18 protein-coding genes are annotated in these 24,000 nt (G+C 74.2%); 10 read left to right on the top strand and 8 right to left on the bottom strand.

The features are described 5' to 3' along the window. Positions 1-3 precede the first annotated feature (3 nt). Entirely contained in the window at positions 4-903 is a 900-nt protein-coding gene (locus IPL61_34710; protein MBK9036345.1) for a hypothetical protein, read from the bottom strand. A gap of 177 nt (positions 904-1,080) precedes the next feature. On the opposite strand from IPL61_34710, the gene IPL61_34715 reads away from it, so the two are divergent. Continuing rightward, a complete protein-coding gene (locus IPL61_34715) occupies positions 1,081-1,878 on the top strand; it encodes an RNA methyltransferase (GenBank protein ID MBK9036346.1) in 798 nt (265 codons plus the stop codon). Positions 1,879-1,969: 91 nt separating this feature from the next. On the opposite strand, the gene IPL61_34720 is transcribed toward IPL61_34715, so the two are convergent. From IPL61_34720 to IPL61_34735, 4 genes are all read right to left on the bottom strand, one after another. Next, entirely contained in the window at positions 1,970-3,211 is a 1,242-nt protein-coding gene (locus tag IPL61_34720; protein MBK9036347.1) for a hypothetical protein, read from the bottom strand. A 131-nt stretch (positions 3,212-3,342) separates the two neighbouring features. Then, positions 3,343-4,545 carry a DUF4105 domain-containing protein gene (locus tag IPL61_34725; GenBank protein MBK9036348.1) on the bottom strand — a complete coding sequence of 401 codons (1,203 nt, stop codon included), beginning with the start codon at positions 4,543-4,545 and terminating at the stop codon, positions 3,343-3,345. Further along, positions 4,542-6,752 (bottom strand): insulinase family protein, encoded by a 2,211-nt coding sequence (locus IPL61_34730; GenBank protein MBK9036349.1) that lies wholly within the window; start codon positions 6,750-6,752, stop codon positions 4,542-4,544. Before IPL61_34730 ends, IPL61_34725 begins: the two co-directional genes overlap by 4 nt. Further along, entirely contained in the window at positions 6,749-8,164 is a 1,416-nt protein-coding gene (locus tag IPL61_34735; protein ID MBK9036350.1) for an insulinase family protein, read from the bottom strand. Before IPL61_34735 ends, IPL61_34730 begins: the two co-directional genes overlap by 4 nt. A 55-nt stretch (positions 8,165-8,219) precedes the next feature. On the opposite strand from IPL61_34735, the gene IPL61_34740 reads away from it, so the two are divergent. From IPL61_34740 to IPL61_34770, 7 genes are all read left to right on the top strand, one after another. After that, positions 8,220-8,579, top strand: coding sequence for a hypothetical protein (locus tag IPL61_34740; protein MBK9036351.1), 360 nt, complete (start codon positions 8,220-8,222; stop codon positions 8,577-8,579). A 274-nt stretch (positions 8,580-8,853) separates the two neighbouring features. After that, positions 8,854-9,048, top strand: coding sequence for a hypothetical protein (locus IPL61_34745; protein MBK9036352.1), 195 nt, complete (start codon positions 8,854-8,856; stop codon positions 9,046-9,048). Positions 9,049-9,680: 632 nt separating this feature from the next. Then, complete coding sequence (rpsU, locus tag IPL61_34750; protein ID MBK9036353.1) at positions 9,681-9,920, top strand: 30S ribosomal protein S21; 240 nt, start codon at positions 9,681-9,683, stop codon at positions 9,918-9,920. A 10-nt stretch (positions 9,921-9,930) separates the two neighbouring features. Then, positions 9,931-10,815 carry a 50S ribosomal protein L11 methyltransferase gene (locus IPL61_34755; protein MBK9036354.1) on the top strand — a complete coding sequence of 295 codons (885 nt, stop codon included), beginning with the start codon at positions 9,931-9,933 and terminating at the stop codon, positions 10,813-10,815. Then, positions 10,812-11,543 carry a 16S rRNA (uracil(1498)-N(3))-methyltransferase gene (locus IPL61_34760; GenBank protein MBK9036355.1) on the top strand — a complete coding sequence of 244 codons (732 nt, stop codon included), beginning with the start codon at positions 10,812-10,814 and terminating at the stop codon, positions 11,541-11,543. Before IPL61_34755 ends, IPL61_34760 begins: the two co-directional genes overlap by 4 nt. A 6-nt stretch (positions 11,544-11,549) precedes the next feature. Continuing rightward, positions 11,550-12,122, top strand: a complete 573-nt coding sequence (locus tag IPL61_34765; GenBank protein ID MBK9036356.1) for an RDD family protein — start codon at positions 11,550-11,552, stop codon at positions 12,120-12,122. Between the two features lie 14 nt (positions 12,123-12,136). Beyond that, on the top strand, positions 12,137-14,704 hold the full coding sequence (locus IPL61_34770) for a hypothetical protein (protein MBK9036357.1): 2,568 nt from the start codon (positions 12,137-12,139) through the stop codon (positions 14,702-14,704). A gap of 102 nt (positions 14,705-14,806) precedes the next feature. Here IPL61_34770 and IPL61_34775 read toward each other — a convergent pair whose 3' ends face one another. The 3 genes from IPL61_34775 to IPL61_34785 all read right to left on the bottom strand — a co-directional run bounded on the left by IPL61_34775 (position 14,807) and on the right by IPL61_34785 (position 19,930). Continuing rightward, the gene (locus IPL61_34775; protein MBK9036358.1) at positions 14,807-15,796 is read right to left on the bottom strand and encodes a hypothetical protein; all 990 of its coding nucleotides are present in this window, start codon (positions 15,794-15,796) and stop codon (positions 14,807-14,809) included. After that, a complete protein-coding gene (locus tag IPL61_34780; GenBank protein MBK9036359.1) occupies positions 15,793-18,348 on the bottom strand; it encodes a TonB-dependent receptor in 2,556 nt (851 codons plus the stop codon). The genes IPL61_34775 and IPL61_34780 overlap by 4 nt, the downstream gene beginning before the upstream one ends. 220 nt (positions 18,349-18,568) lie before the next feature. Further along, positions 18,569-19,930 (bottom strand): hypothetical protein, encoded by a 1,362-nt coding sequence (locus IPL61_34785; protein MBK9036360.1) that lies wholly within the window; start codon positions 19,928-19,930, stop codon positions 18,569-18,571. A 59-nt stretch (positions 19,931-19,989) separates the two neighbouring features. On the opposite strand from IPL61_34785, the gene IPL61_34790 reads away from it, so the two are divergent. Beyond that, on the top strand, positions 19,990-22,071 hold the full coding sequence (locus IPL61_34790; GenBank protein MBK9036361.1) for an IPT/TIG domain-containing protein: 2,082 nt from the start codon (positions 19,990-19,992) through the stop codon (positions 22,069-22,071). Next, positions 22,068-23,999 carry an IgGFc-binding protein gene (locus IPL61_34795; protein ID MBK9036362.1) on the top strand — a complete coding sequence of 644 codons (1,932 nt, stop codon included), beginning with the start codon at positions 22,068-22,070 and terminating at the stop codon, positions 23,997-23,999. Before IPL61_34790 ends, IPL61_34795 begins: the two co-directional genes overlap by 4 nt. Position 24,000: the final 1 nt, after the last annotated feature.

Genomic DNA, 24,000 nt, shown 5'->3' on the forward strand with positions numbered 1-24,000 from the left:
CGGTCAGGGCGTGCGTGCCGGCAGGGTCGACAGGAAGTCCCAGAAGATCGGCGCGGCGAGGGCGTCCTGGCGCGCGTGGTTCTGGCCGGCGGTCTGGCACCAGACGACCGGCAGGCCGGCCGCGCACCCGCCGTAGGCGACGCACGGCGGGTGATCGGTCGGCGTCGTCGGTGACGCGGCGCACGTGTTGCGCATGAGGTGGTTGTCGCGGGCCTGCTGGCTGGCGCTGATGTTGACCGTGGTGTCGTCGGCGTCGTGGATCAGCAGCGCGGCGACCGGGCCGGCGCAGCTCGAGCCGCCCTGACCTCCGGCGATCGTGGCGACGCCGCGCAGCAGATCGCCACGGATGCACGCGAGCCGGTGGGCCATGAACGAGCCGCTGCTGTAGCCGGTGACGAAGCGCCGGGCCGGATCGACGCACCACTGGGCCTCGACCGCGGTCCGCATGGCGTCGAAGTACGCGACGTCGACCCCGGCGACCGCGGTGTCCCAGCAGTCGGCGGCGGCCCGGCCGCGGACGTGGATCGCGTCGGTGCCCGAGGCGTTCTCGACCGGCACGTTGTTGTTCTCGCGGGCCGGCGCGCTCGAGCAGCCGTGGAGCTGATAGACGATCGGGTAGCGCCGCGCCGGATCGTAGCCGTCCGGAAGCCGGACGAAGTACGTCCGCGGGCTGCCGCCGACGTCGAGCGGCGTGCTGACCCAGGCCCGGGTGGCGATCGCCGACGGCTGGCCGCAGCCGGGGGTGCCGGGCACGACCGCGGCGCCGTCGCCCGATCCGCCGTCGTCGGCCACGCCGCCGTCGTCGCCCACGCCGCCATCGTCGCCCGCGCCGCCGCCCGCGTCCGAGCATCCGAGCAGCGCGACGGCGGATCCCAGCAACAACGCGCAGGTCGGCAGGTGCATCGTGGCTTCGAGGCTACCAAGCGCGCGCCCGCCGACGCCAGCGCCAACCGCGGGCCCCGCCCGCCAGCGGCGATGCGCCGACACCCGCGCCGACGCCGGCGTCCGCCCGCGCCGACACTCGCGCCGACGCCGGCGTCCGCCCGCGCCGCCCGGACGACACTGGGCCTACACTGGGCCATGCCGCGGATCGCGATCGACCGACCCGACGATCCGCGCATCGCGGCCTACGTCGACGTGCGCGAGCGCGACCTGCGCGGCCACGACGGCTGCTTCCTGGCCGAGGGCGACGTCGTCGTCGCGACGGTGCTCACCCGCGGCCGGGCCCTGCGCTCGCTGCTGGTCAGCGACCGCCGGCTCGCCGCGACCGATCCGCTCCTGGCCCGGGTGCCGGCCGACGTGCCGATCTACGTCGCGACCCAGACGGTGATGGACGCGGTCGTCGGCTTCCCGATCCACCGCGGCCTGCTGGCCGTGGGCGAGCGCGGCCCCGACCACGACGCGGCCGCGCTCCTGGCCGGGCTGGGCGCGCGGGCGACGGTGCTGGTGGCGATCGGCATCACCAACCACGACAACCTCGGCGGGCTGTTCCGCAACGCCGCGGCATTCGGCGTCGACGCGGTGCTGCTCGACGCGGCCACCTGCGATCCGCTCTATCGCAAGGCGATCCGGGTGTCGGTCGGCGCGACGCTCGTGGTCCCGTTCGCGCGCGCGGGCCTGGCCACCGACGTCATCGCGACCCTCGTGGCCCACACGTTCGAGGTGATCGCGCTGGCGCCGCGCGCGGCCGAGCCCATCGATCAGCTCGAGGTCGGCCCGCGCCGGGCGCTGGTGGTCGGCGCCGAGGGCCCCGGGCTGCCGGCGGCGGTGCTGGCCCGAGCCCGGGCCGCGCGCATCGACATCGTCCCCGACTTCGACTCGCTCAACGTCGCGGTCGCCGCCGGCATCGGCCTGCACGCGCTCCGCACCCGGCCGTGACCTGGCGTCGTGCGATGGCTCCGTCGAGGTCGCGCTTGACGTGGCCGACGACCGCCCGCGCCACCAGCGCTTCGCGTCGCCGACGCCCGCGCTACCAGAGCTTGACGTCGCCGACCGCGGCGCCGTCGGCGCGGCCGCGCTCGACCCGGACCTGGGCGACGCCGTCGGCGCCGAGCTTCACCGACAGCTTGGTCTCCGAGCGGATCGGCAGGCCCTTGGTCTGGTAGTCGGCGACGTCGCCGAGCTCGCCCTCCTCGGCCAGGCCCAGGCGGTCGCGCTCGTAGGTGTAGTCGGTGTCGACGTCGAGCGGGCAGCTCGGCGCGCCGCCCTTGGGATCGCGCACGCACACGACCAGGTTCTTGGTCGTCTCGCTCTCGATCTCGTCGATGCCCATGTCGGAGTCCGAGCGCTGCTTGGTCGACTCGAACCGGACGATCGTGCGCCCGCCCAGGGTCTCCTCGGCGACCTTGTCGAGCGTCCACTCCTCGTTGATCCCGAACGCGCCCGGGTTGTAGACGTAGGCCAGGGACGCCACCACGGCCCAGCCGGTGCCGACCTTGGCCGCGACGACGACGCTGTCCTCGCCCATCGGCGCGGTCCCGTAGGTCACGGTCTTCCAGCCGTCGACGCTGGTGGCCTCGATCGTACAGCGGGCGTCGTCGCCGGCCTCGAACATGTCGGCCACGGTCGCGTGCAAGCAGCCGCACAGCGCCGCCTCGGGCATCGCCGTCGCGCACACCGGCGCGGCGTCGGTCATCCCGCCGCGCGAGGCCAGATCGGCCAGGCGCTTCTCGACGGTCTTGTTGGGCCGCAGCGCCAGCGACTCCTTGTACAGCGCGGCGGCCTTGGCCGGCGCCTTGGCCTCCTCCACCCGGCCCAGGTTGTAGAGCGCGGCGGCCTTGATCTTCGGCTCGGTCGCCACCAGCACCGCCTGGCGCCCGGCGGCGCGGGCCTTGTCGGCGTCGCCGGACGACATCGCCGCGAACGACAGCTCCGACAGCGCGCGGTCATCTCCCGGGATCGCGACGAGCGCGGCCTCGAGCTCGGCGATCGCCTCGGGCCACTTGGCCGCCTTCGCCAGCGTGCGCCCGGCCTGCAGGCGCTTGCGGTACTCGGCGCGGACCGCCTTGGTCAGCGGCGCCGGCTTGGTCCTGGGCGCGGCGCCGGGCGTGGCGGCGGCGGCGCCCGCGGCGGCGCCCGCGTCGATCGCGGCGGCGGTCGGCGGCGCCGATCCGGAACCCGAACCCGAACCCGAGCCCGCGGCGGGCGACGAGGACTTCTTGCCGCACGCGACCAGCGCGAGCGGGATGATCAAGGCGAGCGAGCGCTTCATGACCGGCATCCTACGCACGGATCACCGCGCGCGGGGCGCCGCGGCCGCGCCGACGCCCGGGCGCGATCACGCCGCGATCACGCCGCGATCACACCGCGACCACGCCGCGATCCCCCCCGCGATCGCCGCGATCACGCCGCGGGCTTGCGGCCCAGCAGCGCGGGGACGTCGGCGGCGATCAGGCCGTGCAACGCGAACGCGATCGCGATCGGGATCCACAGCGGCTGGTGGAACAGGCCCACCGCGCGCGCCAGCGACACCACGACGACCATGCCCAGCCGCACCCGCGCGTAGCGCTGGCGCCGCGCGGCCCCCAGGAACGGCAGCGCCAGGTCGAACGGCAGGTACAAGAGCAGCGCCTCGTTCCAGCGCACCGACGGGATCGTCGAGATGATCGCGAGGGTCCAGAGCAAGAGGCCGAGCAGGCCGGCCGGGATCGCACCGATCGCGATCGCCGCGCGCTCGAACCGCCCGCGCCAGCGCGCCAGCGCCAGCGGCGCCATCAGCCCCAGGCCGATCAGCAGCGCCCAGCCACGATCGGTGGGCCCGTCCTCGGGGATCGGCGGGCCGCGCCGCTCGTAGAGCAGCTCGGCCGGCGCGTCGAACCGAGCGGCGACCTCGTCGCGCAGCACGAACGGGTGGAACATCGCCAGCCACACCGTCGGCCGCTGATCGAGGTAGCGGCCCAGCGCGAAGTCGGCGAACGCGATCAGCGGCGGCAGCTCGGCCAGGCCGCGCCGCCCCATCTGCCGGAACGTCAGCGGGAACGCGCCGCCGGAGTCGACCTTGAGCTTGCCGCCCGAGCCGGCGTCGATGATGTCGCGCAGCCGGGTCGTGCAGTTGTCGACGAAGTGATCGTAGATGTACGAGCCCTTGGCCGGATCGAGATCGCCCAGCAGCCGGGCCTCGACCACCCGCGCCTGCGCGGGCGCCAGCGGCAGCGTCTGGCGCCAGATCGTCCGGTCCTCGGCCTGGTAGAACTCCATCATCCCCGACAGCGGGATCGGCTCGACGAAGAACACCTGCTTGCCGCGGATGAACCGCCAGATCAGCGTCGCGCCCGGGATCGTGAAGTCGGTGACGCCGTAGTTGAAGCACGTGGTCTCGCGCTCGGGCTCGGCGTAGTCGAGGCACAGCGCGGTGTGGCCGAACTTCTCGAAGATCAGCTCGCCGCGGCCGAAGGTGTAGAGCTCCACCGTCGGCGGCGTGTCGCCGGGGCGCGCGTCGACCAGGCCCATGCGGCCGGGCTGCGCGGCGGCGCCGCTGGCGCCCAGGACGACCAGCGCGACGGCGAGGATCAGGGCCCGCGGCCGCGGCACGGCGCGCGCGCTCACTTGGCCGGCTTGTCGAACAGCGCGTCGTCGACGACCGGGTCGACCTCGACCGACTCGACGGTCAGGTCCGACTTCTCGTCGCCGCCGACGCTCAGCCGGTGGTGCGCGATCTGCAACCCGTCGACGGTGCGGTAGTCGCCGAAGGTCTCGCGGGTCTCGGCCGGGCCGTTGAGGTAGCGGGTCTGGCGCAGCAGGTGGGTCTGCTGATCGAGCAGCAGGAACACCTCGAGGCCGCCGGGCGCGAAGACGTGGACGACGTCGCAGACGGCGCCGTCGACCTTGTCGACGCCGATCAGCGCCGCGGTCACGCCCTGGGCGCGCGCGTGCAGGAGCACCAGCTCGGCGTCGACGAAGCGCTGCTGCTCGAGCGCCGGCAGCTGCGACGCCGGCAGGTCGGCGACGCCCGCGGGCCCGCTCTGCCAGCCGGCGTCGCCGCGCACGGCGATCACGACGTTGAACTGCTTGGCGATCTCGATGTCCATGCGCATGCGATCGGGCACGACCAGCGTGCGCTTGAACGTCACCGGCAGGTTCTGGCCCTGGGCCGCGAGCGTGCCCGACGCGACCATGCGCAGGGTCTTGAGCGACGTCAGGCGCGCGCCCTTGGCGGCGAGCGCGGCGTCGAGCACCTTGGCCGCGGCCGCGATCTTGGCCGGGTCGAAGGTCGGGCGATCGCCGCCGGGCTGCGGCCCGATCGGATCGCTGAACGCGACGCGCTCGTAGGCGATGCCGGCGGCGTCGAGCGCGGGCGCCAGCTTGGCGCCGTCGCCGACCAGGACCACGGCCAGGCGCCGCGGCGTCAGGATCTCGCGCGCGGCGTCGGCCGCCTCGCTCCGGCTCACCTGCCCGACCAGCACCGGGAAGTTGGTGACGTAGGCCTGGGACAGGCCGTGCATCTCGGCCATGACCAGCGCCGCGGCGATGTCGTCGGCGCCGGTCATCCGCAGCGCGTAGCTGCCGGCCACGTGCGCGATCGCGTCGGCGATCTCGTCGTCGGTCGGGCCGTCCTTGGCCATCGTGGCCAGCTCGCCCTCGACCAGCCGCAAGGTCGCGACGGTCTCCTCGGTCCGCGTGAACGTCGCCGCCACCAGCGCGCCGCGCTCCTGGTTGCGATCGAACGTCGACGACGCGCCGTAGGTCTTGCCGCCGGCCACGCGCACGACCTTCATCAGGCGCGAGCTGAAGCCGCCGGCGCCGAGCACGTCGTTCCAGACCAGCGTGGCGAAGAAGCGCGGGTCGTCGTGGCGCAGGCCCAGCTGGGCCACGCGGATCTGGGTCTGGGTCAGGCCGGGCTTGTCGACCAGCCGCACCGCGGCCGACGGCTCCGGATCCGGATAGCGCGGGCGCGACGGCACCGTCGCCTTCTTCCAGCCCGCGAACGCGCGGTTGAGGTCGGCCTTGAGCTTGGCGACGTCGACGTCGCCGGCGATCGCCAGGATCGCGTTGTTGGGCGCGAACCAGGCCTTGTGCCACGCGACCAGATCCGCGCGGGTCAGCGCGGTGATCGTCGCCGGCGAGGTGACCCAGCCGCGCACGTGGCCGTCGCCCCACAGGAGGTTCTGGACCTGGACCGCGGCCAGCTGGCCGGTGTCGTCGAGCCGGCGGCTGACCTCGGCCAGCAGGCCCTGCTTGGCCTTGGCGATCTCGTCGGGCGCGAAGCTCGGCTGCGTGACCATCTCGGGCAAGAGCTGGAGGCAGGTGCGCGCGTCCTTGGCCAGGCTGGCGCAGGTGATCCAGGTGGTCTCGAGGGTCGCGTCGGCGGTGATCGAGCCGCCGACGTTGTCGATCGCCTTGGCGATCTGCAGGGCCGACCGCTTCTTGGTGCCCTTGGGCAAGAGGTTGGCGGTCAGCTCGGCCACGCCCAGGCGCGCCAGCGGCTCCTCGCTGCGCCCGGCCCGGATCGCCAGCTGCATCGCGACGGTCGGCAGCCGGTCGTCCTTGACGACGACGACCTGCAGGCCGTTGGGCATGGTCCAGCGCTCGACCGGCGGCAGCTTGATCGCGACCGGCGGCTTGCTGGGCGGCGCCTCGATCAGATCGGTGCGGCCGGTCCAGGGATCCTTGCCCGCGGCCCGGGGCACCTCGTCGGTCGGCGGCGCCGCGACGTTGCCGGTGCCGTCGCCGGGCAGGCGCGGGATGACCTCCCGCACCGCGGCGGGGCCGCACGCGGCGGCGAGCATCGAGACCAGGGCGAGACGACGGATCATGGCGCGCTCCGCGGCGGCACGACCACGACGGTCGCGCGCTCCGGGGTGAGGTAGGTCTTGGCGACCCGAGCGACGTCGGCGGCGGTGACCCGCTCGATCGCGTCGACGTCGACGAGGAACTGGCCGGCGTCGCCGGTGAGGATCCACGACTGGCCGATCTGCTCGGCCAGGCCCAGCGGGCTGTCGAGCCCGAACACGAACGCCGCCAGCACCTGGTTCTTGGCCTTGCGCAGCTCGTCGGCCGGCACCGGCTTGGCGCCGACCTTGGTCAGCTCGTCCTGGATCGCGGCCTCGACCGCGTCGGTCGCGGCCGGGTCGCGGTAGACGCCGATGGCCAGGAACAGGCCCGGGTGCTCGCGCACCAGGATCGGCGACGCGGCCTCGACGCCGAGCGGCTCCTTGCGCTTGGGATCGGGGCCCTTGATGCGCACGCGCAGGCGCGACGAGTCGCCGGCGCCCATGATCAGCGACAGGATCTGCAGCGCGTAGACGTCCGGGTGCTTGGCCGCCGGGATCTTCCACCCGGCGAAGACGATCCCGATCTGGCCGGGGTCGACGACCTCGTGCCGGCGCGCGGTCTGGACCGGCTCGGGCGTGGCGTCGGCGGGGCGCGGCGGGGCCGCCCCGGCTGGGATCGCGCCGAAGCGCTGCTCGACCAGGGCCTTGACCTCGGCCAGCGGCACCGCGCCGACGACGACGACCAGCGCGTTCGACGGCTGGTAGTACGCGTCGTAGAACCGGCGCAGATCAGCGCTGGTCGTGCGATCGAGATCGGCGATCGTGCCGCCCGCGGTCCACGCGTACGGGTGCGCGGTGAAGGCGATCTGCAGGAACCGGAGCAGGCCCTGGGTGACCGGGTCGTTCTCCTGCTGGCGGATCTCCTCCTTCACCACCTCGCGCTCGGTCGCGATCATGTCGTCGCGGAACAGCAGGTGGCGCATCCGCTCGGCCTCGAGCGCGAGCACGAAGTCGAGCTGGTCGGCCGGCACCACCTGCACGTAGGCGGTGGCGTCCTCGGTGGTGTGGGCGTTGGCCTCGCCGCCGACCCGGCTGATGAACTGGCCGTGGGCCTCGGGCCGCACCCGCTCGGTGCCCTTGAACATCATGTGCTCGAACATGTGGGCCGAGCCGCGGCGGTCGCGGGGCTCGTCCTTGGAGCCGACGTGGTACCAGACCTCGACGGCGACCACCGGCGCGGCGTCCTGGTGCATGTAGGCCACGCGCAGGCCGTTCTCGAGCGTGAACTGCTCGAGCGTGGGCAGCTTGAGCGCGCCGGGCTTGGGCGGGGCGGCGGCGGGCGGCCGCGGCGCACCCGCGGTCGGGGCCGGCTTGGCCGCGGGCTGGGCCAGTGAGATCGCCGGCAGCGCGAGAGTGCACGCGGCGGCGACGAGGCGGACAGACAGTAGACGCATGGATTCCTCGCGGGGAAGCTAGCCCGAATGATCGACCGCTGCCATCGCGACAGGGTTGCATCTGTTCGGAAGGATTGCGCCTCGCCAGCCCGGCCCGGGCGCCGTAAGGTCGGCGGCGATGCCGGCACTCGACCGCGACGCCACGGAACGCGCCCGTCTGACGGGCTACATCGCCGCCAGCCGCCAGGTCCAGCGACGGCTCGGCGTCGGCGTCACCGTGGCCGCCCTGGTGGCGGCGGCCGTGCTCGTGGTCAGTTCGACGATCGGTACCCTGGCCCTGCTCGGGGTCGGCATCGTCGCGGTCTGTGGATTCTGGGTGACCGCGGCGCACATCTCCGACTGGAAGATGCAGCTCGGCCGGCTCGACGCCCGGGCCCGGCGCGCCTCGTCGCCCCGCGGCACCGCCGAGCGGTGAGCCAGGTCGTCACGTCGACCTCACCTTTCCGAGCAGATTGCGCAAGAATTACACACTCACTGGAACGTCTGACATCCGATTTTCTCTAATCATCACAGGCATCAGCGCGATATCACGATCAGAAGTCGCGGCACGAATTCGACTTGACTGAAACTGTGCTCGGGGGCATTCTTCCGTCACCAAGCCAACGTATCTTTCATGCGCGGGTGCAACCCGCAGGAACGGGGTCGACGTGGCCAAAGCAGCAGCCCAAGCAACCGAAGAAGGAGTCCGCGTGCTGGACGTTACTGGAGTCAAGGTGTTCTCTGCGACCAAGGCCAAGGAGCGCGAGCTCCTCGGCGAGGTCATCACGGACTGGATGCGCACGAACCAGGATCGCGTCGACATCATCGACAAGATCGTGACCCAGTCGTCGGACTCCGAGTTCCACTGTCTGACGATCACGCTCTTCTACAAGCACAAGGCCTGAGCTCCGCGCCGCCCGCCGCGCCCCTGGTGCGGAGGTCGGTGGCCGCTCGGCTGGCGCGCCCTCGCAACCGCGGGGGCGTCGCTGTTTTCGGGCTCGGCCGCGCTCTCGCGAGTTCCGACTCCGGGTCCTTGTCTGGGTCCGGCTCCGGGTCCGGCTCCGGCTCCGGCTCCGCGTCCGGCTCCGGGTCCGGGTCCGACTCCGACTCCGACTCCGGCTCCGGTTCCGCGTCGGGCTCCGGGTCCGACTCCGGCTCCGGCTCCGACTCCGACTCCGACTCCGACTCCGACTCCGGCTCCGGGTCCGACTCCGGCTCCGACTCCGACTCCGACTCCGACTCCGACTCCGGCGCCGACTCCGGCTCCGGCGCCGACTCCGACTCCGACTCCGGCTCCGGCTCCGGCTCCGGGTCCGACTCCGGCTCCGCGTCCGCGTCCGGCTCCGCGTCCGGCTCCGGCGCCGGCCCCCCCGGCTCCCCGCGCTGTTTTCGGGCTCCGGCGCGCCCTTCGCGCCGGCGTGAGCGACGTGGCTTTCGCGACCCGAGCCCCCGCCCTGGCCTTTCCAGCGCGGATCGCGCGCTGCGTCGGGGATCCGGCTTGCTTTCTCGTGGGCGATCGGATACCCCATCGCTCCTCATGGAAAGCTCGTTCGGGAAGCCGGTCGAAGTCGAGGTTCGCGACAGCCTCGAAAAAGCGATGAAGATCCTCAAGCAGAAGATGTCCAAGGAGGGCATCCTGCAGGAGCTGAAGCGTCGCCGCTTCTACGAGAAGCCTTCGGTCAAGAAGAAGCGGAAGACCCGCGAGGCGCGCAAGCGGCTGCGCCGCGAGATGAAGCGCAAGCTCGGCTTCGGTTCGTCCGGCCCCGGCCGCCAGTAGCCACGCGCTCGTGGACTGGGTCGAGATCATCGTTCCGGCCGCGGCCAGCGACGTCGACGAGGTCGCGGCACTGCTCGCCGATGCGTGCGAGCCGGCCAAGGAGGGCACCGAGGTCCGCGGGGATGAGGTCGTCATCTGGGCGCCGCTGGCGAACCAGGAGTCGACCCTCGCCGAGGTGCGCGTGGCCGTCGCCGCGTTCGCCGATGCCGGCCTCGGCGTCGATCCCGCGACCGTGCGCGCTCAGCCGGCGCTGCCCGAGGCCGAGTGGCGCGACGCCTGGAAGCGCTACTTCCACGTCACCCGCGTGAGCCCGCGGATCGTCGTGGTCCCGAGCTGGGAGACCTACGCGCCGACCCCCGACGACGTGGTCATCGCGCTCGATCCCGGCATGGCGTTCGGCACCGGCACCCACGCGTCGACGCGGCTGGTGCTCGAGGAGCTCGACCGCCTGCACGCCGACGGGCTGGCCCCGACCCGGGTGCTCGACGTCGGCTGCGGCTCGGGCATCCTCGCGATCGCCGCCGTCAAGCTGTGGCCGGGCGCGACCGTGGTCGCGGTCGACACCGACCCGATCGCGGTGGCGGCCTCGGCCGAGAACGCCGGGGTCAACCAGGTCGGCGGCCAGATCGCCGCCTCGGTCACGCCGGTGGGCGAGGTCGACGGCGCGTTCGAGCTGGTGCTGGCCAACATCCAGGCCCACGTGCTGCGCGAGCTGCTCGGGGGCATCGCGCCCCGGGTCGCGCCGGGCGGCACGCTGGTCATGTCGGGGCTGCTGTCGCCCCAGGCCGAGGCCGTGGCCGACGAGTACGTCGCCGCCGGGTTCGAGCGCGTGGCCATCCGGCCGAGCACCGCCGACCCGGCCTGGTCGAGCGCGGTCCTGCGTCGGCGGTCGTGACCGCGCGGCTGCTGGTCGCGCCGGCGCGGCTGGCGGCCGGCCCGCTGGTCGTCACCGGCGACAACTACGCGTACCTGTTCCGGGTCCGGCGCCTGGCCCTGGGCGACGTGCTGGTGGTGTTCGACGGCGCCGGCCGCGAGGCCCCGGCCGAGGTCGCCTCGGTGGGCCCGGCCACGGCCACGTTGACCATCGGGTCGGTGCGCACGGCGCCCCGGCCCGGGCCCCACGTCACCGTCTTGCAAGCGGTGATCAAGGGCGAGCGGATGGACTGGTGTCTGGAGAAGCTGGTCGAGGTCGGCGTCGACGCGATCGTGCCCTGCACGACCGCGCGCACGGTGGTCCGCCTCGACGAGCAGCGCCGCGCCAGCCGCCACGAACGCCACCGGGCGCTGGCCGCGGCCGCGGCCCGGCAGTGCGGCCGGGCCGACCTGCCCGACGTCGCCGCCGCGCAGCCGCTGGCCCAGGCGCTGGCGGCGGTCACCGCCGAGCGGCGGCTGGTCGCCCACCCCGGCGGGACCACGCTGGGCCCGACCCATGCCACCGGGGCCTCGGTCGCGGTCCTGATCGGGCCCGAGGGCGGCCTCACCGACGACGAGCTGGCCCTGGCCGCGGACCGCGGGTTCGCCGCGATCGCCCTGGGGCCGACCATCCTGCGGGCCGAGACCGCCGGGCTCCTGGCGGCCGCCGCGATCCGGCTATTTGCCCCGCCCCCGGTGGGCGCCGTATAAGCAGTCATGCCCGAACGGGAGCCCGCCATGCTCGGCGGCGACAGCGCGGTGACCTCGATCGCCGCGGACGTGGCGCCTGCGCCCGAACGCCCCCGGCCGCGCCCACGGCCCGCGGTCCGCTCGGTCACCGTGGTCGGGTTCTGGCGCCGCCTCGGCGCCGGGCTGATCGATCTGGCGATCGTCGTGCCGGTGGCGGCGCTGCTGATCGCGCTCGCCAGCGCGATCGCCGGGATCCACCTGCCGCCCAGCCGGGTGCGCGGGCTCGACTTCTGGCTCGATCTGCTGCTGATCAGCGATCCAGCGATGATCACCGCGATCGTCATCCTGCTCGCGGTCGCGATGCTCTACCTCTACGTCTTCCAGGCCACGCTCGGCCAGACCCTCGGCATGCGCGTGCTCAAGCTGCGGGTGATCGACGTCTACGGCGAGCAGCCGTCGTTCGCTCGCATCGGCGTACGCACCGCGGGCTACCTGCTCGGCCTGGCCACGCTGTCCCTCGGCTTCCTGTGGATCGGCTTTGACGCGGAGAAGCGGGGCCTGCACGATTGGATCGCCGGGACGTACGTGATCCGAACGTGAGCCCGGGTGTGACCATGCCCTCCCGCCTGAGCTCTCTCCTGGTCCGCGACGGGCTCGTCGGCGTCAAGCGCATGGAGAAGGCGTTCCAGCGCCAGGTCATCTACGGCGGCAGCCTCGACACGACGCTGCTCGAGATGGGCCTGGTGCCCGAGGATCGCCTGACCCAGTACCTGTCGCTGACGTCGGGCCTGCCCCCGGCCAACCGCGCCGAGTGCAACGTGTTCGACGCCGAGGCGGTCCGGCAGTGCACCCACGACCACGCGGTGCAGTTCCGGGTGGTGCCGCTGACCTTCGACGGCGGCACGCTGCGCGTGCTGGTCCACGACCCGGTCGACATGGCCGCCCTCGAGGAGCTGGCCGACGATCTCGACTGCGCGGTGCAGCCGCTGATCGTGCCCGAGTACCGCTGGCACATGGTCTTCGTCCGCACCTTCGGCGGCCAGGCCAGCGCGCGGTTCTCGACGCTGGCCCGCCAGGCCGAGGCCGCGCCGGCGGTGGCGCCGGTGGGCCGCGCGCGCACGGTGATCGTCGAGGCCGGCCACGACCGCGTCGTCGACGTGGCGCCGCCGCTGGCGCCGGTCGGCCCCGAGGCCGTGACCATGCGCCTGACCGCGCTCACCGACGAGCAGGCCGCGGCGGTGCCGACGGCGACGCCGACCCGGGAGCGCAGCGAGCGCCGCGAGGGCCGCGTGACGCAGGTCGGGATCGCGATGCCGACGCCGCCGCCGCTGACGATCACCGCCGACGAGCCGCGCGAGGGTGAGCTGGCCGCGCCGCCGATCGTCGCGAGCCGACGGACCGCCGACCTCGGCTCGCCGACGCTGCAGCTGCACCTGGCCGAGGTCGAGGCCCACCGCGAGGAGGCGAGCGCGCGGCACCGCCCGTCGACGCCGGCGCCGTCGCGGGGCACGCCGAGCGACGGCGTGCCCACCCGACCGCTCGAGGCCCCGCCCACGCCCGCCGCGCCCGCCCCGACCGCGCCCGCCACGACCGATCCGCCCGATCCGCCCGATCACGGCCCGCTGCCGGTCGCGCGGGCCCGCGACCTGATCGCCGCCGCCACCGCGCGCGACGAGGTGTTCATGACGCTCCTGCGGGCGCTGCGCAGCAAGACCCGCTGGGCCGGCCTGATGACCGTGCAGGGCGGCGCGGCCATCGGCCGGATCGCGATCGCCGAGGACGGCCTCGACACCGCGACGATGGCCTCGGTCCTGATCCCGCTCGATCTCGCGTCGCCGTTCCGCGCCGCGATCTCGGCCAGCCACCCGTACGTCGGGCCGCTGTCGGTCGGCCACGCGGAGCTCGACGTGATGCTCGCGCGCATGGGCGGGGTCGTGCCGCCGATCGGGCTGCTGCTGCCGATCGTGCTGCGCGGCCGGACGATCGCGCTCGCGATCGGCCACCGCGGCCCCGGCGCGATGTCGCTGGCCGAGGTGACCGAGCTGCTGCCGCTGGCGGCGGTCACCGCCGACGCGCTCGGCCGGCTGATCGCGCGCACCAAGGCGGTCGGCTTCCGCGCGCCCACCGCCGATCCGGCGGCGCCGCAGGACGCGGTCGATGTCGCGACCGTGCCGAACAAGAAGGCGGCGCACCCGACCGCGACCTGGGCCGTGCCGGTCGCGCCGGTCGACAGCGCGCCGGTCGAGCTGGCGCCGCCGCCGGTGGTCGAGGCCGCCGCCCGGCCGATCGCCGCGGTGATCGACGACGTCGAGGGCGACGACGAGGCCGCGAGCGCGGCCGCGCTGACCGAGGCGGTGGCCCGGGCCGACGAGGCCATGCCGGTGGTGGCGGCGCGGTTCCCGGGGCGGCTGCGGGTCGATCGCTATCGGGTCAGCGGCCGCGCGCTGCGGCCCGGGCAGTACGGCGGGCTGCTCGAGCTGGTGGTCCACCTCGGCGTCCCGGCCGGCGAACTCTTGCTCGAGCGCCTAGGCGATCCCGGCCGCGACGTGCGCTTCTACGCCGCGGTGTGCCTGGCGCACCTGCGCCTGCGCAGCGCGGTCTACCCGCTGGTCGAGCGCCTGTTCGACAGCGACTACGGCGTGCGGGCGTGCGCGATCGAGGCGCTCGTGACCTATCCGGTCCGCGACCTCGAGCTGGCGATGGTGCGGGCCCGCCACGCGCTGCACAGCGAGGATCTCGAGCGGGTCGAGGCCGCGGCGAGCGCGATCGCCGAGCTGGGCGATCGCACCGCGATCCCGGACCTGATCGACATCATCGGCCAGGACAGCCGTCGCGGCGAGCACGCCCGCCGCGCGCTGGTGACCTTGACCCGCGTCGATCTCGGCGCGTCCGAGCGCAAGTGGCGCCGCTGGTGGGACGAGCACCGCGAGCGGCACCGGGTCGAGTGGCTGATCGACGCGCTCGGCGGCAAGGACGCCAGCCTGCGGGTCGCCGCCTTCGACGATCTGCGCCGGATCACCGGCGAGTCGCTCGGCACCGCCGACGAGCTGGCCCGGCGCGATCGCTCCGACACCCGCGAGCGCTGGGAGCGCTGGTGGCAGGACGCCGGCCGCAAGCGGTTCGTCCGCGACGACGACGAGCGCCTGCGCCCGACCGCGACCCTGCCCGCCCGGCGCGACTGAGGGGGCCGGTGTCAACGTTGACAGTCTTTCGGGCGCGCGCCGCGCGGCTCAGGCCCAGCGCGCCGCGCGCCGAAACGTTGTCAACGTTGACACCGTCCCCTCTCAGCGGCGGCCCGGGGGCACGACGATGAAGCAGGTGTCGAGCCAGGAGACGCCGCCGCGCTCGTCGCGCTGGATCACCCAGACGTCGACGAGGCGCGACTGCTCGTCGGCGCGGAGGGTCGGGGGGCTCCACTCGGACGAGAGCACCGGCGGGTTGCCGGCGGCGTCGCGGGGGCCGCCGGTCTCGGCCCGGCTCCACGAGCCGGCGGTGGCGAGCCACTGGTAGCGCAGGTTCTCGGTGAACGTGCGCGAGCCGCCCTCGAAGGTCGGCACGACGTAGGTCTCGGCCGAGCCCTCGAGCGCGCGCGGCGCCAGCTTGACGACCGCCTGCTCGGGCACGACCAGGCCGATGTCCGGCGAGCGGCAGCCGCCGCTCGGCAGCACGATCGGCTCGATGAACCCGCTGCCGCGATCGAGCTGAGCGGCGACCTCGGTCATGACCGGGTTGGTGTTGGCGACCCGCTCGGCCGGCACCCGCGCCGAGAAGCGGACGCCCTTGCCGGCGTAGACCGCCTCGTCCTCGCCGGCGCCGATCGGCACCGCCCGCACCAGCAGGTTGATGTCGACGCCGCCGAACCCGCCGACCGAGTCGTGCTCGATGGTCGCGCGCACGATCGCGCCGAGCCGCGGACCGTCGGGGATGGTCGCGCACGCCTCCTGGCCGACCTGGTCGCCGGCGCCGGGCCGCGGCTCGACCTCGAGCACCTCGAACGGCAACGCGAGGTCGGTGCAGCGCAGATCGCGCTGGGGCGGACACACCATCATCGTCCACGCCAGCGGCCGGCGCTGCGGCTCGGCCACGACCGCGCACACGCGCACGTCGCTGAGCGTGACCGCGAGCGGGTTGGCCGGATCGACGTCGACCACCTGCTCGGGCGGCTCGACCACGACCGCGACCGGGCGCAGATCGATGATGATCGTCGGGTCCTCGAACGACCCGCACGCGCCGGCGCCGACGACGAGCGCGAGCGCGCACGCGGCCGCCCTCACCACTGCCCCCGGACGCCCAGCGTCGGCAAGATCGGCACGCCCGACACCGGCGCCGACTGGTTGTAGCGGTAGTCCCACTGGGTGGCCTCGACGTTGGTGGCGTTGAACAGGTTCTGGACGTCGACGTAGACGCCCAGGCTCCACAGCTTGAACAGCCACGTCTTCTCGGCCCGCACGTCGACCTGCTGGAACACCTGGCTCCGGGTGGCGCGGAAGCCGCCGCTGACCGGCCGGTAGCCGCCGCTGTCGGCGTCGTAGGTCGCGCCGACGTACGGCGTCTCGGGCCGCCCGGTCGACAGGCGCAGGCGCCCGCCCAGCTCCCAGCCGCCGCCCGGCTTCCAGCTCACGACCGCGTTGAGGTTGTGGGCCTGATCGAACGCGGTCGGGACGGTGTCCGAGGTCGGGAACCGGCGCTGGACGCTGTGCGAGAACGTGTACGACAGCCAGCCGAAGACCGTGTCGGACAGCTCGCGCTTGATCAGCGCCTCGAGCCCGTAGGTGTTGCTGACGCCGCTGTTGATCACGCGCTGGGGCGTGACCACGCCGCCGCCGTCGAGCGTGGCGTCGTTGGTGAAGTGCACCAGCTCGCTGCGATCGATGTAGTAGACCTCGCCGTCGACGAGCCACAGCCGGTTCGGGCGCCACTCGCCGCCGACGCCGAAGTGCAGGCCGCGCTCGCTGCGCACCTCGGGGTTGCCGAACCGCGCGTCGACCGCCTCGGGCTGGGGCGGCTGGTGGAAGACCCCGGCGTAGCCCTTGAGCAGCCAGGCGTCGTCGAGCTGGTAGCGCGCGGTCAGGCGCGGATCGACCGTCACCATCGGCTGGGCCTGGATCACGTAGCTGTCGACGCGCAGGCCCGGCAGGAGCCGCAGCCGATCGGTCACCTCCCAGGCCAGGTCGGCGTGGACCGCGACGCCGAGCGTCTCGACCGCGCGCGAGATCGGCGTCGGATCGATGTCGATGTCGTCGCCGCCGCGGATGTTGAGGTCGTCGGGCAGGACCGCCTCGTAGGTGGTGACGCGCGCGTCGAAGTCGGCGCCGACGTCGAGCAGCAGCCCGCGCCCGAGCGGGCCCTTGGCGCGGATCCGGTGGGTGAACGTGTAGGCCACGACCTCGGCGCCGGTGAACGGCCCGGGCGCGTCGGTCTGGCCGGTGGCGAAGTAGACCGAGTCGCGGCCGACCGCCGGCGACAGCGTCAAGGTCCAGTCCTCGCCGAGCGGCCGCTGGTAGCGCGCGATCAGCCGCCCGAACCGGATCGAGCTGTCGAGCTGCAGGCTGCGCTCGGCGCCGGCCTCGGCCTGGACCACCTTGAGCGTGTCGCTCGAGACGATCCCGAACAGCGCCACCTTGCCGTCGGCGCCGCCGTCCCAGTCGGCGCGCACGGTCGTGTCCCAGTAGACCGGCACCACGACCTGGGTCGCGCCGGGATCGGGCTCGGGCAGGACCAGCCCGAGGAAGAAGTCGAGGTACGAGCGGCGCCCGGCGATCGCCACCGCCCACTTCTTCGACAGCGGCGCCCGGACGTAGCCGCCGGCGTCGAGCAGATCGACGTCGGCCGACCCGTGGACGCCGTCGCTGGCCGCGGCCCGGGTCTCGAGCGCGACCACGCCGCCGTGCGAGCGCCCGAACCGGGCCGGGTAGCCGCCGGGGTACAGCTCGATCTCCTCGAGCATCTCGGGGTTGAGCACGCTGGGCCCGCCCAGGAAGTGAAACAGGAGCGGCACCTTGTGGCCGTCGATGTAGACCGCGCTGTCGTCGGGGTTCGAGCCGCGGATGAGCAGGAAGCCCAGGCCGAACGGCGTGCGCGCGACGCCGGGCAAGGTCTGGATGACCCGCACCGGATCGCCGAACGTGCCCGGCACGCTGGTGAGCTGCTGCCGCTGGATCGTGCGCCGGGTGACCTCGAGGTTGTCGCGCTCGCCCTCGATCACCGTCGCGTAGATCGACCCGCCGCGCGGCCGCAGCCACAGCCGCACCTCGACCCGCTCGTCGACGGCGATCGCCACGGCGCGCTCGAGGCGATCGAACTTGTCGGCGACGACCAGCACGGTGTACGGCCCCGGCGCGACGCCGTGGAACGCGAACCGGCCGTCGGCGTCGGTGACCGCGTCGAGGCCGAGCTCGGCGATCGCGACGATCGCGCCGCTGACGACCGAGCGGGTGCCGCGCTCGACCACCTGGCCCTCGAGCGCGATCGGCTGGCGGTAGTCGCCGCCGTGGCTGGGCGGGCCGACCGCGGCGGGATCGGGCGGCGCGTCGCCGTCGGGCGGCGGCGGCGGCGGCGGCTGGTCGGGCACCGCCTCGATCACGAAGTGGATGACGGTCTCGACCTGGATCGGCCCGGGCACGCCGTCGAACTCGGCCGGATCGAACACGTACTGCCGGGCGGCGGCGACCGCGGCCTCGTCGAAGCCGTCGCCGACCGGCGCCAGCACCGCGACCTCGGTCACGAGGCCGTCGGCGTCGATCGCGATCCGGACCGCGACGTCGGCGGTCTTGCCCGCCGCCAGCGCCGCCGGCGGGTAGTCGGGCGCGACCGACTGCACCAGCACCGGCGGCTTGGCATGACCGGCGCCGGCGCCGCCGGGGGCGGCGCTGGGCGGCGCGCCTCCTGGGCCTGGGCCGGGCCGACGATCTGCGCGAGCGCGATCGCGGTCAACAGCGCCGGGACCACGCGACGGAGCATCGCTGAGCAGGCTAGCCGGGAAGTGGCGATCGGGCCACGCGCGGGCCGCGGTTCTCGATCGATCGGGCCGCCGCGTGCGCGGTCGATCACGGCAGCGTGATCGGCGCCGGGCTGATGGCCCCGGCGACGGCGGCCGCGCCGCGCAGCACGATCCGCCCGACCGCGCCGCCGCCGCCACCACCGTCGGCCGTCGCCACCGGGACGCCCGCCTGCGGATCGACCGCGCCGGTGCCGCCGCCGCCGCCCGAGCGCACCGCCGCGAGCGTGCCCCCGGCCGCGGCCGTGGTGCCGAGCGCGCCGTCGGCGCCGTTGGTCCCCGTCAGGCTCTGCACCGACGCGGCGCCGCCGCCGCCGCCGTTGGCGGCCAGCGTCCCGCCGATCGTCAGGTTCGGCGCCTGCAGGTAGATCGCGCCACCCGCGCCGCCGCCGCGCCCCGACTCGGCGTTGGAGGTGCAGCGCCGCCCGGCCTGGCCGCCGCCCCCGCTCGCGTTGATCCCGCCGCTGCTGATCGTGATCGAGGTCGCCGCGTAGATCTGCACCGCGCCGCCACCCGCGCCCGCGGTCGTGGCCGCGCCCGCGCATCCGGCACCGGTCGACCCGGCGCCGCCGCCCGAGCCGCCGGTCAGCTCGGTCAGCGCCGGATCGCCGGACATCGATCCGCCGGGCCCGCCGGTCGCCATCGCGTTGCCGCCGCTGACGCCGCCGGCGCCGCCGACGGTCCCGAAGCCAGCGCCGCCGCCACCGCCGTCGGACGGGCTCACCGACACGCCGGGGCCGCCGCCACCCGGGCCCGCGGTCGCGACCTGGCCACCCGCGCCCGGCTCGACGCCGTTGGCGCTGACGTCGAGCACGCCCGTGACCTCGGTCGTCATCGACACGATCACCAGCGGGCGGGTGCCGGTGACCCGCAGGGTCTTGCCGTTGTTGATCCGCAGCGTGCGGACGTGCAGCACCGCCAGCTCCGGACCGCCGGGGACCTGCGCGGCGGCGACCAGCGTGACGCCGACCGGCAGCGGCGCGCTCGTGGTCAGGCCGGTGGTGTCGAGGGTGCCGTCGCTCGTGATGGTCCAGTCGCCGGCGCCGACCGCGCTGTCGACCGGGGCCAGGTGCGCGACCACCACCGGCGGCGGCCCGTCGACCGCGGCGTCCGGCGGCGGCCCGTCGACCGTCGGCCCGTCGCTCCCGATCGCGTCCTCGGCCAGCGCGGCGTCGACGGCGCCCGCGTCCGCGCACGCCAGCTCGACCACGCAGGCGTTGGCCAGGTCGCCGGCGCCGGCGCCGTAGCGCAGCGGCGTGCCGCAGCAGTCGGCCGCCGGGAACGCGCAGTGGCTGGTCTCGGCCACGCACACGCCGTCGCCACCGCAGTCGGCGCTGGTGGCGCAGCGGTGCTCGGTCGGGCGCAGGCAGCCCACGCTGACCAGCGCGCACAGGGTGATCCGCCACGTCACAGCCCCGACGATACACGAGCCGGCGCCGCGGCCCGTGGGCCTTGTGCCATACTGCGCCGATGCGCTGGGTCGCCCCCTTGCTCGTGCTGGCGCTCGCCGCGTCCGCGTGCAGCGCGCCGGCCGGGCGCGACGGCCCCGACGCGGCCGTGCCCAGCGACGGTCGGCCCGCGCTCGACGCCGACGTCGACGCCGGCGGTCCCGGCTTCCTCGTCCAGTACGCCGACCCCGACCACGGCCCGTTCCGCGGCAACACGCTGACGACGATCCGCGGCCAGGGGTTCCTGCCCAACGACGAGGTGTGGATCGGCGACCGGCTGGTGCTCGGCCAGCGCTACATCGACTCGCGCCGGTTCGAGGTGCTGACCCCGCCCGGCGATCCCGGCGACGCCACCATCGAGATCCGCCGGTTCATCGGGCCCCCGACCAGCCGGGCGATGGCGTTCACCTACGACGCGATCGCGGTCGATCCGCCGTCGGGCTCGGTCGCCGGCGGCACGTTCGTCACGATCACCGGGTTCGGCACCGACTTCGTCGACGGCGCGACCGTGCTGTTCGACGGCCTCCCCGCCACCGGCGTGACGGTGCAGAACGGCCAGCGCCTGACCGGCTACGCGCCGCCGGGCATCGCCGGCGACGCCGACATCCTGGTGCGCACGCCGACCGACGCGTACGCGGCCCGCCGCGCGTACACGTACTTCACCACCGGCGATCCGTTCGCCGGCGGCCTGTCGGGCGGCCCGCTGGCCGGCACGCTCAACGTGGTCGTGCTCGACCAGTACACCAAGGACGGCATCCCGGGCGCGTTCGTCGCCGTCGGCGATCCCAGCACCACGGCCTACCGCGGCACCACCGACGCGCTCGGCCAGATCACCTTCAGCGGCCCCGATCTGACCGGGCCCCAGACCGTGACCGCGTGGGCGGCCGATCACGAGGTCGGCTCGTTCCACTGCTTCGACGCCGCCAACCTGACCATCTGGCTGCGCACGCCGATCCCGCCGCCCGACGGCGGCCCGCCGCCGATCGGCGTCGAGGGCTCGCGCATCCGCGGCCACGTCATGTTCGGCGACGGCGTCGGCCTCGGCTCGCCGTTCTGGAACCTGGTGCCCGAGCCGCGCACGCCGACCGAGAAGAAGCGCATCTACGTCACCAGCGCCGCCAGCTCACTGACCGGCGGGCCGTCGCCGCCGCTCGCGCCGATCGACTACGAGTTCGATCCGACCCGGCTGGCCTGGCCGTACGAGATCGCGGCCCGGCCCGGCGCGCTGGCCGTGGTCGCCGTCGCCGGCCTCTACGATCCGGCGCTCGACCCCGACGGCAACGGCAACGACGGCTTCGAGCCGTTCGCGGTCGGGCTCGCGCGCGGCGTGCTGGTCGGCCCCGGCGAGGACAAGACCGGCGTCGACATCGTCGTCAACATCCCGCTCGACAGCGCGCTGCGGGTGCAGCTCGAGGATCCGCCCGCGCTCAACACGCCGGGCTGGCGCGGCCCGACCCGGTACCAGTTCCGCGGCGGCGCCGACCTCGGCGGCGAGGGTCTGGTCCACTTCGGCAAGCACGGCCTGCGGCTGGTGCCCGGCGGGCTCGCCGCCGGCGAGCTCGCGTTCCCGCCCGGCACCACCAGCCTGACCGTCGCCGGCGTCCCGGCCCTGGCCCAGGCCCTCGCCGACGGCTCGTACGCGATGTCGGTCGGCGCGTACTCCGACGGCGGCGCCCCGCCCTACTCGGTGCGGGTCGTCCGCGGCGTCACCAGCACCGCCGCGCCGGTGGTGATCGGCGACTTCCTGCCGGTGCCGCGCGCGATCGATCCCGCGCCCGCCGGCGTCGCCACGGCGCGCCACCTCCAGCTCGGCGGCGAGCCGCCGGCCGCCGCGGTGCCGACCTTCCGGCTGCACATGCTGTCCGACGAGATCGGCAACCCGGTCTGGCGCGCGATCACCTGCGGCGCGATGACCGACGTGCCCATGCCCGACCTGTCGTCGATCGGCGTGACCTACCCGCCGCCGGGCCAGATCATCACCTGGGTGACCTACGCGATCACCACGCCGGCGCCGTACAGCACGTTCAGCTACCGCTGGTTCGGCATCGCGTACTGGCAGGCCTACGCCACCGACGCGTGGACCGTGCAGTTCCCCTCGCCATGACCACCGCCGCCAAGCTCGCTCTCGCCCTCGTCCTCGCCGCGGTCGCCGCGTGCTCGTCCGCCAAGCGCGGCCCGCTGTGCGTCGAGGGCATCGAGCGGTGCGAGGCCAACCGGCTCGAGGCCTGCAACGACGACGGCACCGCCTGGGAGGTGCGGGACGACTGCTCGGTCGAGGGCACGCTGTGCGTGCTCGGCGTCGGCTGCAGCCCGTGCGTCCCCGACAGCCTCGGGTGCGCCGGCCAGGACGTGGTCCGGTGCCGCCCCGACGGCTCGGCCTTCGACGTGCTCGCCACCTGCGACGGCGCCCAGCAGCAGGTCTGCGCCGGCGGCGAGTGCAAGGACGCGTGCGCGCTCGCCGCGGACAGCCGTGACTACGAGGGCTGCGAGTACTGGGCGGTCGACCTCGACAACGCCGTGGTCGCGACCCAGGGCGCGGCCGCGGCCCAGCAGTTCTCGGTGGTCGTCTCCAACGCCAGCGCGCTCGACGCCGAGGTCCGGGTCGAGATCATGTGCACCGACCTCGACGCGCTCGATCCGCGCACGCCGTGCACGCCCGGCCAGCTGTTCACGGTCCGCGGCCCGATCCACATGGGCCCCAACGACCTCGAGATCATCGATCTCGATCCGCGCGAGGTCGACGGCGCCAGCCGGCCCGAGTTCAACGACGGCACCGGCACCGCGCGCTCGCGCCACGCCTACCGGGTCAGCTCGTCGGCGCCGATCATCGCCTACCAGTTCAACCCGCTCGAGAACGTCGGCGTGTTCTCGAACGACGCGTCGCTGCTGCTGCCGACCGAGGCGCTCAGCGGCAAGTACCTGGTGCCGTCGTGGCCGCAGACCCTGGCGCGGACCGAGGACTCGCTGACCAACGCCGGCATCCACCTGCGCGCGTTCCTGACCGTGGTCGGCGTCGACGACGGCACCACCGTCGCCGTGCACCTGTCGACCGCGATCCTCGGCGGCGACGACCTGCCCGCGGCCGCGGCCGGCGACACGATCACGTTCACGCTCGACCGGTTCGAGATCGTCAACCTCGAGACCGACGGCTTCAACGCCGACTTCACCGGCACCTCGGTCGAGGCCCGCGACGGTAAGCGGGTCGCGGTGTTCACCGGCAGCGAGGCCTCGGACGCGCCGCGGTTCGACACGCTGGGCACGCGCCAGTGCTGCGCCGATCACCTCGAGGAGCAGGTCTTCCCCGAGGACAGCCTCGGCACCCACTTCGTCGCCGTCAAGACCCCGCTGCGCTCGAAGCTGGTCGACGACGCCGGCTGGGACGTCGCGATCGTCCCCGACGAGCCCGAGTACTGGCGCATCCTCGCGACCACCGATCCGACCGCGATCACGACCAACCTGCCGCCGCCCAACGACCGCTTCACGCTCGGGCGCGGCGCGTCGGTGATCATCGAGGCCGAGCGCGACTTCCTGTTCGAGGCCACCGGCCCGGTCGCGGTGATCCAGGTCCCGGCCAGCCAGCAGGCCACCGGCATCCCGTCGACCCTGCCCGACGGCCAGCGCCCGCCCGGCGGCGACCCGTCGATGATCTGGGTGCCGCCGGTCGAGCAGTGGCGCAACCGCTACCTGTTCCTGGTGCCCAACAAGTACGCGTTCGACTTCCTCCTGGTGGCGGCGCCGGCCAGCGCGCGGCTGATCTACGACGGCATCGCGATCGACGACGTCCTGACCTGCGAGCGCGAGCCGATCGGCGTGCAGGTGCCGACCGGCGGCGGGCCGGCGGTCGAGTACCTGGCGATCCGGTGCCAGCTCGCGTACCCGATGCCGGGCGGGCCCGGGCTCCAGGACGACGGCGTCCACGAGCTCCGGACCGAGGGCGGCGATCGGTTCGGGCTGATCGTCTGGGGCTGGGACAGCTTCGTCAGCTACGGCTATCCCGCCGGCAGCAACGTCGACCGCATCAACATCCAGTAGA

The sequence above is a fragment of the Myxococcales bacterium genome (assembly GCA_016717005.1).
GTDB lineage: Bacteria > Myxococcota_A > Polyangia > Haliangiales > Haliangiaceae > UBA2376.